Source organism: Bradyrhizobium sp. JHI2711, from assembly GCF_056156565.1.
The window spans coordinates 1,337,224-1,349,962 of record NZ_JBPZPT010000002.1 but is presented as its reverse complement, the minus strand read 5'-3'; the positions used below and the strand labels follow the sequence as shown (position 1 = coordinate 1,349,962).

Below are 12,739 nucleotides of genomic sequence, written 5' to 3'. Positions count from 1 at the left end.
GGCCATGAACATGATCGTGACGTCAGCCTCGCCCGGCACGCCGAACGGCACCACGCGTCCCCAGGTCCGCATCGTCATCGTCGGCCATGTTGACCACGGCAAGTCGACCCTGGTCGGCCGCCTCCTGCATGAAACCGGCAGCCTGCCCGAGGGCAAGCTCGAAATGCTTAAGGCCGTCAGCGCGCGGCGCGGCATGCCGTTCGAATGGTCGTTCCTGCTCGACGCGCTGCAGACAGAGCGCGACCAGGGCATCACCATCGACACCACCCAGATCCGCTTCCGCACCAATTCGCGCGACATCGTGCTGATCGATGCGCCCGGCCACGCCGAATTCCTGCGCAACATGATCACCGGCGCATCGCAGGCCGACGGTGCGGTGCTGATCATCGACGCGCTGGAGGGCGTGCGCGACCAGACCAGGCGGCACGGCTATCTCCTGCATCTGCTCGGGGTGAAGCAGGTCGCGGTCGTCGTCAACAAGATGGACCGCGTCGATTTCTCCGCCGCACGCTTCAAGGACATCAGCGACGAGATCTCCGCGCATCTGAACGGCCTCGGCGTGACGCCCACGGCCGTGATCCCGATTTCCGCCCGTGACGGCGACGGCGTCGCAATGCGCACCGATCGCATCTCTTGGTACAAGGGGCCGACCGTGGTCGAGGCGCTTGATCACCTCGAGCCGGCGCGGCCGCTGGAAGCGCTGGCGCTGCGGCTGCCGGTGCAGGCGATCTACAAGTTCGACGACCGCCGTATCGTCGCCGGCCGCATTGAATCCGGCAGCCTGATTGCCGGCGACGAGATCGTGATCATGCCGGCCGGCAAGATCGCCAAGATCAAGACGGTCGAGAGCTGGCCGGCGACGCCGGTAGCGGGCCGTCAGGGCGCCGGCCGCTCGGTCGGCATCACGCTCGACCGCGAATTGTTCATCGAGCGCGGCGACATCATCGCGCATGCGGGCAGCGCCCCGCGCGAGACGCGGCGGCTGCGCGCGCGCATCTTCTGGCTGCACGACAAGCCGCTTGCCAAGGGCGACCAGCTTTTGGTGCGCTGCGGCCCCAAGGAAAGCCGCGCCACCGTGGTCGCCATCGAGAAGGCGGTCGATCCCGGCGAGCTCTCAAGCAGCGAGAACAAGGCGATCGGCCGCAACCATGTCGGCGAGATCGACATCTCCCTGTCCAATCCGATCGCGACCGATCCCTACACCGAAAATCCGCGCACCGGCCGCCTCGTGATCGAGGTGTCCGGGCGCATCGCCGGCGGTGGCCTGGTGCTGTCGGTCGATGCCGGTCAGCGTGCCGTGCCTGTCGACATCGTGCCGGTGGAATCGGCGCTGCGTAGCGACGAGCGCTCGGCGCGCTACCGCCACAACGGCGCCGTGGTCTGGCTCACCGGCCTGCCGGCCTCCGGCAAGTCGACGCTGGCGCGGGCGCTGGAGCGGCGTCTCTTCACCAATGGCGGCTCGCCGATCCTGCTCGATGGCGACACGCTGCGCGCCGGGCTCAACAGCGATCTCGGCTTCTCCGCCACTGATCGCAGCGAGAACATCCGCCGCCTCGCCGAGGTCGCGACGCATCTCGCCCGCAACGGCCACATCGCCATCGTCGCGGCGGTCTCGCCCGCGCGCGAAGATCGCGCCGCCGCGCGTCGCATCGCGGACACCGCGTTTCGCGAAATCCACGTCGCGACGCCCGCCGAGGTGTGCGAGGAGCGCGATCCCAAGGGCCATTACAAGAAAGCCCGCGCCGGCGCACTCGCCTCGTTCACCGGCATTGGCAACGACTACGAGAAGCCTGAGGCCGCCGAGCTCGTGATCGATACGTCGAAGCGGACGGTTGCGGAAGCGGCCGACGAGATCGAGCAGATGCTGAAGGCATCAGGCGTGCTGTTCGACGAGCTCGTTGACCTCGCTGCGAATATTTGAGGCCGCCCTAGTCGTCGCCCGGCTCGGCCGGGCGACCCAGTATTCCAGAGACAGCGTCGGAATACGAAGAAGCCGCAGCGTACTGGATTCCCCGCTTTCGCGGGGAATGACACCGGTGCGAGGGACCGTCTCCCACCTCTCCTTGACATTTTGACAAGCTCCCGGGGGTCTTCTCACGGCCTCTTTTTTGGGGCTAATAGGCCCCCGAAAGCTGCCCCGCGCGGGCGCATTTTGCTGCTGTCGGGTCAAAAGCAGCCAAAAACAGCCATTTCCAACAAGAAAGCCCATCATGAAACGCGTCGACGCCCACGGATTGAAGATCGCACCCGTCCTGTTTGACTTCATCGCCAAGGAAGCGGCCCCGAAAACCGGGATCGCGCCGGATGCGTTCTGGGCCGGGCTTGCCGGCATTATCAAGGAGTTGGGACCGAAGAACCGCGAGCTGCTCGCATTTCGCGACAATCTGCAGGCCAAGATCGACGACTGGCACCGCGCCAATAAAGGCAAGGCGTTCGACCTCAATGCCTACACCGCCTTCCTAAAGGAAATCGGCTATCTCGTCCCGGAGCCGGCGACGCAGAAGGTCGAGACCGCCAATGTCGACGAGGAGATCGGCAAGATCTGCGGCCCGCAACTTGTCGTGCCGCTCACCAATGCGCGCTACGCGCTGAACGCGGCGAACGCACGCTGGGGTTCGCTCTATGACGCCTTCTACGGTACCGATGCGATTCCGCATGATCCGTCCGAGAGCGGCAAGGGCTACAACAAGGCACGCGGCGACAAGGTGATCGCCAAGGCCAAGGCGTTCCTCGATAACGCCGTGCCGCTCGCGACCGGCAGCCACACCGACGTGACCGGCTATAGCGTCGTCGCGAGCCAGCTCGCGGTGAAGCTGAAGAGCGGCAACGCCACCGCGCTGAAGAATGCCGCGCAGTTCGCGGGCTTCCAGGGCGATCCAGCCGCGCCGAGCGCCGTGCTGCTCGTCAACAACGGCCTGCATATCGAGGTCAAGATCGACCGCAGCAGCGCGATCGGCAAGGACGATCCGGCCGGCGTCGCCGACATGATCATGGAGGCTGCGGTCTCCACCATTCTGGACATGGAGGACTCGGTCGCCGCTGTCGATGCCGAGGACAAGGTGCTGGTCTACCGCAACACGCTCGGCCTGATGAACGGCACGTTGTCGGCCGATTTCGAGAAGGGCGGCAAGACGCTGACGCGTTCGCTCAATTCCGACCGCCTCTACAAGACGCCGGACGGCAAGGGCGAGCTCAAGCTGCACGGCCGCAGCCTGCTGTTGATGCGCAATTGCGGTCACCACATGTTCACGGACGCGGTGCTCGACGAGAAGGGCGAAGAGGTTCCGGAGGGCCTGCTGGACGCCGCCGTCTCGGGCCTGCTCGCGATCCACGACCTCAAGGGCAATTCCAAGGTCAAGAACAGCCGCACCGGTTCTGCCTACATCGTGAAGCCGAAGATGCACGGCCCGGACGAGGTCTCGCTGACCTGCGAGATTTTCGACCGCGTCGAGAAGATGCTCGGCCTGCCCGAGAACACGCTCAAGGTCGGCATCATGGACGAGGAGCGACGCACCACCGTCAACCTCAAGGCCTGCATCCAGCGCGCCTCCAAGCGCATCATGTTCATCAACACCGGCTTCCTCGACCGCACCGGCGACGAGATCCACACCTCGATGGAAGCGGGTCCGATGATCCGCAAGAACGAGATGAAGGCGCAGGCCTGGATCAAGGCCTATGAGGACTGGAACGTCGACATGGGCCTGATCGATGGCCTGCCCGGCCACGCCCAGATCGGCAAGGGCATGTGGGCCGCGCCCGACAAGATGGCGGACATGCTGGCCCAGAAGCTCGGCCATCCGCAGGCCGGCGCCACCACCGCCTGGGTGCCCTCGCCGACCGCGGCGACGCTGCACGCGCTGCACTACCACCAGGTCAACGTCATCGCGCGCCAGGAGGAACTCGCCAAGGGCGGACCGCGCGCAAAGCTGTCCGACATCCTCACCATTCCGGTGTCGAAGTCGAACTGGGCGCCCGATGACGTCAGGCAGGAGATCGACAACAATTGCCAGGGCATCCTGGGCTATGTCGTGCGCTGGATCGACCAGGGCGTCGGCTGCTCGAAGGTGCCCGACATCCACGACGTCGGCCTGATGGAAGACCGCGCCACCTTGCGCATTTCCAGCCAGCACCTTGCCAACTGGCTGCATCAGGGCGTCATCACCGAGGCGCAGGTGATGGAATCGCTTAAGCGCATGGCCGTCGTCGTCGACAAGCAGAACGCGGATGATCCCATCTACAAGCCGATGGCGCCCGCCTTCGACGGCGTCGCCTTCAAGGCCGCCTGCGACCTCATCTTCAAGGGGCGCGAGCAGCCGAACGGCTACACCGAATACATCCTCACCGCGCGCCGCCGCGAGGCCAAGGCTCTTGCATAAAGAGGCTCTTGGATAAAGAGGCGCTTGGATAAGCGCGCTCGGCTGAGCAAAGTCACGGGAACATCGAAAGCCCCGGCCGAACCCGGGGCTTTTTTGTTGGGGAAACGTCGCGCTGTGTCACGGAACAGGCTGCGTGCGCCTCGCGTTGTCGGGCCATCAACCAACGGGAGATGGTCATGGACTGGAATCGGATCGAAGGAAACTGGAAGCAGTTCAAGGGATCGGCCAAGGAGAAATGGGGCAAGCTCACTGACGACGACCTCCAACTGATCGAGGGCCGCCGCGATCAGCTTGAGGGCCGGTTGCAGGAGCGTTACGGCAAGGCCAAGGACCAGGTTCGTCAGGACGTCGACGACTGGCTGAAGTCGCTGCACTGAAGCGGCACGAACGAAGCCCCGGCTCACGCCGGGGCTTTTGATTTGAGGTGTAGCCCCGGATGGCGTGAGGTGCGATCGGGGCCTTCGTTGCGGCCCGGATACCGCTTCGCTTGTCCGGGCTGCGATTGCTAGAACACCGCCAGGTATTTCAGCAGCGAAACGATGCCGATGATGATGACAATCACGCGCGCGATCTGCTTGGCGCGGCCATCCATCGGCAGCATGTTGATGAGATAGAGCACGAGAATGACGACGAGAAAGGTGACGAGTACGCCGACCAGCATCGCGAGGCCCCCTTCAGGCAATTGCTACGCTGTTCTAACGCGCTGCACCCAAGCCGGTTCCATCTCGGAAACCCTGCCGCGCAACGTCCCGCGGCGGGCCTAGTTCAGCATTTGGCCGTCCGACAAGGTTCGGACGCCGTCCGATAGGACGCTCCCTACTCCTTCGCCACCACCGGGACTTGACGGAATCTGGCACGCACCGATTCCGGCAGCGGCGAGAAATTCATCGCGACGCCACGGCGGTCATTGGCGTTGCGGCTGGCGACCACGAGGCCGCCGGCGCCCGCGACGATGTCGCCCTTGCGCAGGGTCGGGTCGTCCTCGACCTTGACTGATGCGAGCCCAACCGGGTCCTTGCCGTTGCAGGTACAGCCCGCGACGATCTCGTTGCGGTAGCGGTATGCATTTGGCAAGTCCGAATAGGATTTTCCCTTCTCAGTCGCGGCATCGTCGATGTTGCCGCCATAGACCAGCGAGGTCTCCGAGGCCGGGCAGAAGCTCTTGCAGGATTGCGCCTTGCTCTCGGCATCATTGCCTTGTGCCGGGAAGTAGCGACCGTCGCAGCTGCGCACGCAATAGGCGGTGCCGCCGCCGTAGGACGCGCGCTGGCGTGGCGCCTCATAGCGCGGCATATCGTCGGTGGGGAAAGGCATCCGGATTTCCGGCGGCGGCCGCATCCGAAAGCCGCCGAACAGGCCCGAGAAGAAATCCTGCGCATGCGCCGACGGCGCCATCGCCAGCCCGCTGGAGACGACGACGACAATCGCCGCTCCGCCCGCCAGTTTGTCAATCAGCCGTCTCGCCATAGGACCTCGCAGACTAATTCACGGCCGACGTGGTCATGTTCAGCGCCTGCCGACCCGAAGGCAGTGTCGTCACGGCCGGACGCTTGCGCACGGGATCACTTCCCTTCGCCATTAACGGCGCGTTCTTCGGCAGCACCACGACCTTGGCGCCGACATTGACGCGGCTATACAGGTCGACGACGTCCTCGTTGGTCATGCGGATGCAGCCGGACGAGACGAACTTGCCGATGGTGGAGGGATCATTGGTGCCGTGGATGCGGTATTGGCTCGAGCCGAGATACATCGCGCGCGCACCGAGCGGGTTGCCGGGCCCGCCGGCGACGAAGCGCGGCAGATAGGGCTGGCGCGCGATCATCTCTGCCGGCGGATGCCAGTCCGGCCACTCGGCCTTGCGGCTGACGCTTTGCACGCCCGACCAGGTAAAGCCCTCGCGGCCGACGCCGACGCCGTAGCGGATCGCGCGGCCGCCTCCGAGCACGTAATAGAGATAGGTGCTGTTGGTATCGATGACGATGGTACCGGCCGGCTCGCTCCGGTCGAAGCCGACGATCTGCCTGCGCAGCCGGTCGGGCAATTGGGCATCCTCATCGGCGACCTGCGGCGCCTCGTTGATGTCATCCTGCGAATAGCCTTGGTCCTGCAAGTGTTGGCCCTGCAAGTATTGGCCCTGCGAGTAAAGGTCCTGCGGATACACCCGCTGCATCGGCGCATAGCCGAAGGTTTGGGCGCTTGCGGTGCCCACCGGCACTGCGAGAAGAGCGGTTGCGAAGGCGAACGCGCCGACGGCGCGCGGCGAGAAGCTGCGACGGACTGCAAACAACTTTGTCATGAGCTGCCCCGTTGGATGTGCATCAGGTGATGCGCTGCCTCAACAAACTCCGCCGCCTCGATCGAAGTTCCGGCGCAGCGTGCGGCAGCGACGTCACAGTCAAGCGAGCATCCGTTCACGAAGCCGCGATGGAACCAGCACGCCGCCCAAGCATTAGTCACGTCATCAATGGGCGCGCGGATCACGGATTCCGTGCGGGAGAGATATTGTGCGCGTCCTACCCAGTGAACGTTTGATTTCCGGCAACAGCGAAGGCGATCCGCTTCCCGAGAGCCATGTCGAGCTGCCGCCGGTGATCCGCCGCACTGAATTCGTCGCGTTCGCGCTGGCCGGGCTGTTGCTGATCGCCATCGTCGCCGTGCTCTATGTCGGCCGGGCGTTCTTCCTGCCGGTCGTGATGGCGTTCGTCATCGGGACCATGCTGTCTCCGGCGGCCACCTTCCTGGAGCGAAGCAAGGTCCCACGCAGCGTCGGCGCCGTGCTGATCGTGGTCGCAGTGAGCGCGGTGGTCGCTTTCGCCGTCGCGTTGATCGCTTCGCCGGTCATGGCGTGGAGCACGCGCCTGCCAGAGCTCGGCGCGCAATTGAAGGACAAGCTGCACGTGTTCGACCGGCCGCTTGCGCTCTGGCGGGAGCTGCAAGCCATGCTCGGCGGCTCGGAGGGATTGCCGAGCCTGCACATGCCCAAGATCGAGTGGGTGCAGCCGACGCTGGAATTCCTGTCACCGACCTTTACCGAATTCCTGCTGTTCTTCGTCACCCTGATCCTGTTCATCGCAAGCTGGCGCGACCTGCGGCGGGCCATGATCATGACCTTCAGCAATCACGACGCGCGGCTGCGCACGCTCCGGATCCTCAACGAGATCGAGGTCCATCTCGGCAATTATCTGCTGACCGTCACCCTCATCAATGTCGGCGTCGGCGTCGCCACCGGCCTGATCTGTGCGCTGACCGGAATGCCCAATCCGGCCGGGCTCGGCGCACTGGCGGCCACGCTCAACTTCATCCCGATCATCGGGCCCGTGGCGATGTTCGTGGTGCTGGTCGTGGTCGGGCTGATCGCCTTCCCGACCCTCGGCGGCGGCCTGATGGCCGCGCTCGCCTTCGGTGGCCTCACCTTTCTTGAGGGTCACTTCATCACGCCGACGATCATCGGGCGGCGGCTCGCCCTGAACGCGCTCGCCGTGCTGCTCGCGCTCGCATTCTGGACCTGGCTGTGGGGGCCGATGGGCGCGTTCCTGTCGTCGCCGCTCCTGATCGTCGCGCTGATCCTGAAGGACCACCTGCTGCCGGAGAATTCGCCGCAGCTGCCGCAAGCCTGACCGGTTTCAGCGAACGGAACTTACCCGGCGACGAAACGTTCTCCGCCCATCTCAGCCGTCAACAGTTCGGAGCTCCCGATGTCCACGCCCAATGCCGAAGCCGGGATGAGAGACTGGACCGACGAAGCCACCCGAGACCGCCTCGAAAAGGATGTAGCAGCCGTGAAAAGCGATATCGCCGCCCTCACCGACCAGATCACCGACGCGCTCAATACTTTCGCCAACTCCACCAGCAAGCAGGCTCGCCGCGGCTATCGCCAGGCGCGCGAGAACATGGACTCCGCGATGGACGACATGTCCGAGCGCGGCAGCGCGATGATGGAAGCTGCACATGACGCCTACGGCTCGATCGAGGAGACGCTGGAAGAGGCGATCACGCAGCGGCCGCTGGCGACCGTCGGGCTGGCGCTCGGCGTCGGCTTCCTGATCGGCGTCGCCTGGCGTCGCTAAGGATGTCGACGCCCATTTGATACGGCGGCGGCACGCCGCCGCTGTTGGCTCGTGACCATTCGGCTGGCGGGGATTGAGGAGCAAGGCCATGTTTCAGCGCATCATCGACGGCATCAGCGCATCAACCGGCACGACGGTTCGGCTGACCTCCCTTGCCGCGGGCGCTGCCTTCGCGCTGCTCGTGACCACAGGCTTCCTCTGTGCCGCCGTCTTCATTTGGGTGCTGCAGAAATATGGCCCGGTGCAGGCTTGTCTTGCCGGCGCCGGCATCTTCTTTCTGCTGACCCTGGCCGCGGCAGGCTCCTATTGGAGCTACAAGCGCGAGGTGCAGAAACGCGCCCAGATCGCGGCCGAGCGCGCCGCGAAATCGGCCGCGCAGAGCATGCTTGCAGATCCGATGCTCCTCGCCACCGGGCTCCAGATCGTTCGTGCCATCGGCGTCAAGCGGCTGCTGCCGATCCTGGCGATCGGGGGCGTCGCCCTGGGCATCCTGGCGAGCCGCGCCGGCGTGTCCGACGAGGTGTCGGCCGAACCTGCCGAGTAGAGGTCCGGCGCTATAATTACTGCGCGCGCATATATCTGCATTTCATAGAGCAAGCGGCACATTTGACGCCGTTTGGCGCGGTTCTTCCCTGCTCACGCAAACGCTACTCGGACGAGCAGGCGGTTGCCGTTAAAAGCATCATCCTGATTCCCAAAGCTATTTTGCTCAATGAAACCGTCCGTCAAGGCGAACCTCGCCGCATTCCAGCATGACGCCAGGCTGTATCTGACGCTCGGCATCGCCAATTGGTCCATATTCGTCGACCATATTCCCAACAACGTCGTCAACCTGCTGACGCTGCGCAATTTCGGCTTCAGCGGCGCGGCGGACCTGTTCGTGTTCGTGGTGGGGTATGGGGTTGCCATCATCCATGGCAGGATGGCGCTGGAACGCGGCTACTTGGTCGCGGCGACGCGCATCTTTCGCCGGGTCTGGCGGCTCTATGCCGCCTATGTCGTACTGTTCGTGATCTATATCGATGCCATCGCCTATGTCGCAAGGCAATCGACGGCGCCGGAGATCATCCACCAATACAACATCTCCGGAATTCTCGAGCATCCACTGCGCATCCTGGTCCGCGGTCTCGTGCTCCAGGAAGAGCCGCTGAACCTCGACCTGCTGCAGCTGATGGTCCCGCTGATGGCGTTCTTTCCGTTCGCGTTGTGGGGCCTGCTGCGGGGCCCGAACCTGACGCTGGCGGCATCGGTCGCGCTGTATCTCGCCGCACGCTGGTTCGACTGGAATTTTCGGATCTATCCGGACGGGGAATGGACCTTCAATCCGCTGTGCTGGCAGATGTTGATGGTGCTGGGCGGCTGGTTCGCCGTGACGGGCGCTCCGGGACGTGCGCTGCACGGCATGTCCTGGCTGCGGATCCTCGCCGGCGCCTACCTGGTCTTCGCGATGGCCGTCACCTTGATGCGCCATTCGCCGGCGCTGTCGGCTTACCTGCCCGATCTGCTCCTCAACAGCATCGCTCCGACCGACAAGGAAAACCTCGCTCCCTATCGGGTGGTCCACTTCCTCGCCCTCGCATTCATTGCCACCCATCTCATTCCGGCGGATCACCCCGGCCTGAGATGGAAACCGCTGCAAGCGGTGATCGCATGTGGTGAGGAATGGCTCGCGGTATTCTGCGTCGCCGTGTTCCTATCCTTCGCTGGCCACCTCATCCTGATCACCGGGCCGAACCTGGCGGTGATGCAGGTGGCGGTGAGCATCACCGGCTTCGCGGCGATGACCGGGCTCGCCTACTACATCGCCTGGTCGAAACGGCAGGATCTGCCGGCAGCCCTGCGGCAGCAGGCCCAGAGCTGATCGCTTCGCGACGAAATCGTGCGATTCTGCTAGGCCGAATGCCGCCCCTGGGCTATGCCGGGACCCTGCGTGAGGAGACCGGGCGTGGCGATGGCGAAAGACGGGCGTGAAGAGGCGGAGCGCGCGCCCCGGCGCGGCCGGCCAAGGTCGATTGAGACCACCAACGCCATCCTCGAAAGCGCCTATGCACTGATGGCGACCACCGGCCTTGCCGCCACCACCATCGATGCGATCGCACGCCACTCCAGCGTGTCCAAGATGACGATCTACAAATGGTGGCCGTCGCGGGAAGCGCTGCTGATCGACGCCTTCCTCCACCATGCCGCGCAAATGCTGCCGCTGCCGCCCGCGAGCGCCGGCACGCCCGCGGCGCGCGCGCGGCGCCACGCCGCCGCCTATGCCGAGGCGCTGCAGGGCGAGTTCGGCAAGGTGCAGCTCGCCGTCGTCTCCGAATGCATCTCCAAGACCGGGTCGGCCGAGCTGTTCTACGCCCGGTACCTGCAATTCCGCCGCGACGCGCTGGTGGACATGATCGCCGCCGGCCAGAAGGACGGCAGCATTCAGGCCGAGGGTCCTCCTGAGAATCTCTACGACGCGATCTATGGCAGCCTGTTCTACCGCTATATCTTCGGCATCGCGCCGATCACACCCGGCTACGCGCGCAGCCTCGTCGATCTGGTGTTGCAACCGAAAGGTTAGCCGCGCACCGGCCTGACCGGCGCCGAGATTTTATCCGTGCGGTCGCGCTCGGTCATGTCGACGACCGTCTCCATCGGCGCGGTCAATTCATAGACGTAGGAGACGTCGGTGAAGAAGCGCTTGGCGGTCCCGCCCAGCGCCTCGGGCGCGACGCGGTCGAGCAGGATCAGGCCGAAATCGGAATCGGGTCGGCGTGTCGCCTCGCTGGTGTTGAACTCCTCCCAGCGGAAATGGAAGACCTCATCGCCCTCCTCGCCGGTCACCGTCCAGTTGGCGGTGATGTGCGGATGCTTGCCGACCAGCGACAGGCCCTCGTCGGAATGCGAGGCGAGCTCGAAGAACAGCAGCGACAGGCTCTGTGCGGCACGCGCGCTGACCGCGATGTCGGGGCCGGTGACGGCGATGCGATCGGCATGCGGAATCGCGCGCGCCTCGAACAGGCCCTTCAACTTGACACCCTGCCACTGACTCTCGCTGAGCAGCGACACCACATTGGACATGGCGTGGATGCGCCCGATCAGGAGCTCGCGCGCAATATCGATATCCGAGCCGTGGCGCAAGGTGCGCGTCACGATCGACTGGATCACCGCCAGGATGTTCTTGACGCGGTGGTTGAGCTCGTCGATCACCGCGGTCAACCGCCGCTCGAAGCCGATCCTGACCTGGATCTCCCGGCTGAGCCGCAGATTGTTGTAGGCGACGTAACCGAACAGGCCGCACACCATTGCGGTGATGGCAAAGCCGATCGCCGCCACGATGATGGCGGTCTGCTCGGCGCGGCGCACCGAATTGGTCTTCGCGTAATAGCCGAGCTGCCAATCGCGGCCGCCGAAGCTCACCGTGCGCATCGCCGACGGCGCCCCGTCCGCCGCCGCGATCCGGGTCGAGACCACGCCCTGATCGTTGGCGATCAGCTCGCCGCCGTCCTTGCGCGGATCCCTGAGCGCCACCGCGAACAGCGACATGTCGTCATTGGCCAGCATCAGCGAGGCGAGCTCGTAGGAAAATGTGACGAAGCCGGCCGGCTCCGTCGCACCCTCGGGAACGACTGGCGCGGCCACGATGATGCCGATCGGACCGTTTCCGCGGATCAACGGCACCGGGTCGGAGGCAACCGACCTCTTTTCGGCGCGCGCCCGCGTGAGCATCGCGCTGCGAACCGGATCCTGATCGTAGCTGCGGCCGGGCAACGTCTTGGTCTCGTTGCTGCGCGGCTCGAGATCCAACAGCACATCGATCGGCTGGGTGACATCGGCAGGGTTGATCGGCTTGTCGTCAAACGAGCGGATCTGCGGATTCGGGAAGCCGGCGCTGGCGATGGCGGCCTGCGCCGCCGCAAGCTCGTTCGGCTTCAGCCGGGCGATCCAGCCGGCCACCACGAAGTCGGTCTTGAAGGCGTAGATCGCCGAGCGCAGCGGCTCCAGCACGTTCGGCTTGATCACCGACGGCGCGCGGAACAGGCCCGAGGCGACACGCGCGAGCAGCTCGCGCTCGGTCAGGCGGTCCTGAACCAGGCTCGCATGCACGTCGATCGCACGCGCTAGGGCGATCCGGTCCAGCGCCAGCTCTTGGTCGTGGACGCGATAAGCCGCAAGCCCGGAGAGCAAGGCTCCGAGCAGAGCGATGAAGCCGATGATGAAACCCAGCCTGACCACGCGATTACTCAGGCGAAAGCAGGAGGTCGGCAATGAACACGGAGCACATGAACGCCGCTCGAACGGCCAGAGGCCGAAGCA

General features: G+C 64.9%; 12 protein-coding genes. 8 read left to right on the top strand and 4 right to left on the bottom strand.

Annotated elements, in window-relative coordinates:
* Positions 1 to 4 precede the first annotated feature (4 nt).
* The 3 genes from cysC to ACTEK7_RS18850 all read left to right on the top strand — a co-directional run bounded on the left by cysC (position 5) and on the right by ACTEK7_RS18850 (position 4,753).
* On the top strand, positions 5 to 1,921 hold the full coding sequence (gene cysC, locus ACTEK7_RS18860; protein ID WP_225139305.1) for an adenylyl-sulfate kinase: 1,917 nt from the start codon (positions 5 to 7) through the stop codon (positions 1,919 to 1,921).
* Between the two features lie 289 nt (positions 1,922 to 2,210).
* Positions 2,211 to 4,376 carry a malate synthase G gene (locus ACTEK7_RS18855; protein WP_225134634.1) on the top strand — a complete coding sequence of 722 codons (2,166 nt, stop codon included), beginning with the start codon at positions 2,211 to 2,213 and terminating at the stop codon, positions 4,374 to 4,376.
* A 176-nt stretch (positions 4,377 to 4,552) separates the two neighbouring features.
* On the top strand, positions 4,553 to 4,753 hold the full coding sequence (locus ACTEK7_RS18850; RefSeq protein ID WP_225146400.1) for a CsbD family protein: 201 nt from the start codon (positions 4,553 to 4,555) through the stop codon (positions 4,751 to 4,753).
* Between the two features lie 128 nt (positions 4,754 to 4,881).
* Here ACTEK7_RS18850 and ACTEK7_RS18845 read toward each other — a convergent pair whose 3' ends face one another.
* From ACTEK7_RS18845 to ACTEK7_RS18835, 3 genes are all read right to left on the bottom strand, one after another.
* Positions 4,882 to 5,037, bottom strand: a complete 156-nt coding sequence (locus ACTEK7_RS18845) for a Thivi_2564 family membrane protein (RefSeq protein ID WP_008546817.1) — start codon at positions 5,035 to 5,037, stop codon at positions 4,882 to 4,884.
* 155 nt (positions 5,038 to 5,192) lie between these two features.
* Positions 5,193 to 5,843, bottom strand: coding sequence for a DUF2865 domain-containing protein (locus ACTEK7_RS18840; RefSeq protein WP_225134632.1), 651 nt, complete (start codon positions 5,841 to 5,843; stop codon positions 5,193 to 5,195).
* A gap of 13 nt (positions 5,844 to 5,856) precedes the next feature.
* Positions 5,857 to 6,672: a L,D-transpeptidase gene (locus tag ACTEK7_RS18835; RefSeq protein ID WP_225146399.1), complete on the bottom strand. Its 816-nt coding sequence runs from the start codon at positions 6,670 to 6,672 to the stop codon at positions 5,857 to 5,859.
* A gap of 208 nt (positions 6,673 to 6,880) precedes the next feature.
* Between ACTEK7_RS18835 and ACTEK7_RS18830 the strand changes: the two genes are divergently transcribed.
* The 5 genes from ACTEK7_RS18830 (at position 6,881) to ACTEK7_RS18810 (ending at position 11,003) form a co-directional block, all read left to right on the top strand.
* Positions 6,881 to 7,993 carry an AI-2E family transporter gene (locus ACTEK7_RS18830; protein ID WP_035998174.1) on the top strand — a complete coding sequence of 371 codons (1,113 nt, stop codon included), beginning with the start codon at positions 6,881 to 6,883 and terminating at the stop codon, positions 7,991 to 7,993.
* Between the two features lie 78 nt (positions 7,994 to 8,071).
* Positions 8,072 to 8,443 carry an ElaB/YgaM/YqjD family protein gene (locus ACTEK7_RS18825; protein ID WP_225146398.1) on the top strand — a complete coding sequence of 124 codons (372 nt, stop codon included), beginning with the start codon at positions 8,072 to 8,074 and terminating at the stop codon, positions 8,441 to 8,443.
* A gap of 88 nt (positions 8,444 to 8,531) precedes the next feature.
* On the top strand, positions 8,532 to 8,987 hold the full coding sequence (locus tag ACTEK7_RS18820; protein WP_057028148.1) for a hypothetical protein: 456 nt from the start codon (positions 8,532 to 8,534) through the stop codon (positions 8,985 to 8,987).
* A gap of 168 nt (positions 8,988 to 9,155) precedes the next feature.
* On the top strand, positions 9,156 to 10,304 hold the full coding sequence (locus tag ACTEK7_RS18815) for an OpgC domain-containing protein (RefSeq protein WP_225146397.1): 1,149 nt from the start codon (positions 9,156 to 9,158) through the stop codon (positions 10,302 to 10,304).
* Between the two features lie 90 nt (positions 10,305 to 10,394).
* The gene (locus tag ACTEK7_RS18810) at positions 10,395 to 11,003 is read left to right on the top strand and encodes a TetR/AcrR family transcriptional regulator (protein WP_225146508.1); all 609 of its coding nucleotides are present in this window, start codon (positions 10,395 to 10,397) and stop codon (positions 11,001 to 11,003) included.
* On the opposite strand, the gene ACTEK7_RS18805 is transcribed toward ACTEK7_RS18810, so the two are convergent.
* Positions 11,000 to 12,658 (bottom strand): CHASE domain-containing protein, encoded by a 1,659-nt coding sequence (locus ACTEK7_RS18805; protein WP_225146396.1) that lies wholly within the window; start codon positions 12,656 to 12,658, stop codon positions 11,000 to 11,002. The genes ACTEK7_RS18810 and ACTEK7_RS18805 overlap by 4 nt on opposite strands.
* Positions 12,659 to 12,739 lie beyond the last annotated feature (81 nt).

Excerpts from the sequence above, each read along its gene's own strand:
- cysC (WP_225139305.1), top strand. The coding sequence starts at position 5 with ATGAACATGATCGTGACGTCAGCCTCGCCCGGCACGCCGAACGGCACC.
- ACTEK7_RS18855 (WP_225134634.1), top strand. The coding sequence starts at position 2,211 with ATGAAACGCGTCGACGCCCACGGATTGAAGATCGCACCCGTCCTGTTT.
- ACTEK7_RS18850 (WP_225146400.1), top strand. The coding sequence starts at position 4,553 with ATGGACTGGAATCGGATCGAAGGAAACTGGAAGCAGTTCAAGGGATCG.
- ACTEK7_RS18845 (WP_008546817.1), bottom strand. The coding sequence starts at position 5,037 with ATGCTGGTCGGCGTACTCGTCACCTTTCTCGTCGTCATTCTCGTGCTC.
- ACTEK7_RS18840 (WP_225134632.1), bottom strand. The coding sequence starts at position 5,843 with ATGGCGAGACGGCTGATTGACAAACTGGCGGGCGGAGCGGCGATTGTC.
- ACTEK7_RS18835 (WP_225146399.1), bottom strand. The coding sequence starts at position 6,672 with ATGACAAAGTTGTTTGCAGTCCGTCGCAGCTTCTCGCCGCGCGCCGTC.
- ACTEK7_RS18825 (WP_225146398.1), top strand. The coding sequence starts at position 8,072 with ATGTCCACGCCCAATGCCGAAGCCGGGATGAGAGACTGGACCGACGAA.
- ACTEK7_RS18820 (WP_057028148.1), top strand. The coding sequence starts at position 8,532 with ATGTTTCAGCGCATCATCGACGGCATCAGCGCATCAACCGGCACGACG.
- ACTEK7_RS18815 (WP_225146397.1), top strand. The coding sequence starts at position 9,156 with ATGAAACCGTCCGTCAAGGCGAACCTCGCCGCATTCCAGCATGACGCC.
- ACTEK7_RS18810 (WP_225146508.1), top strand. The coding sequence starts at position 10,395 with ATGGCGAAAGACGGGCGTGAAGAGGCGGAGCGCGCGCCCCGGCGCGGC.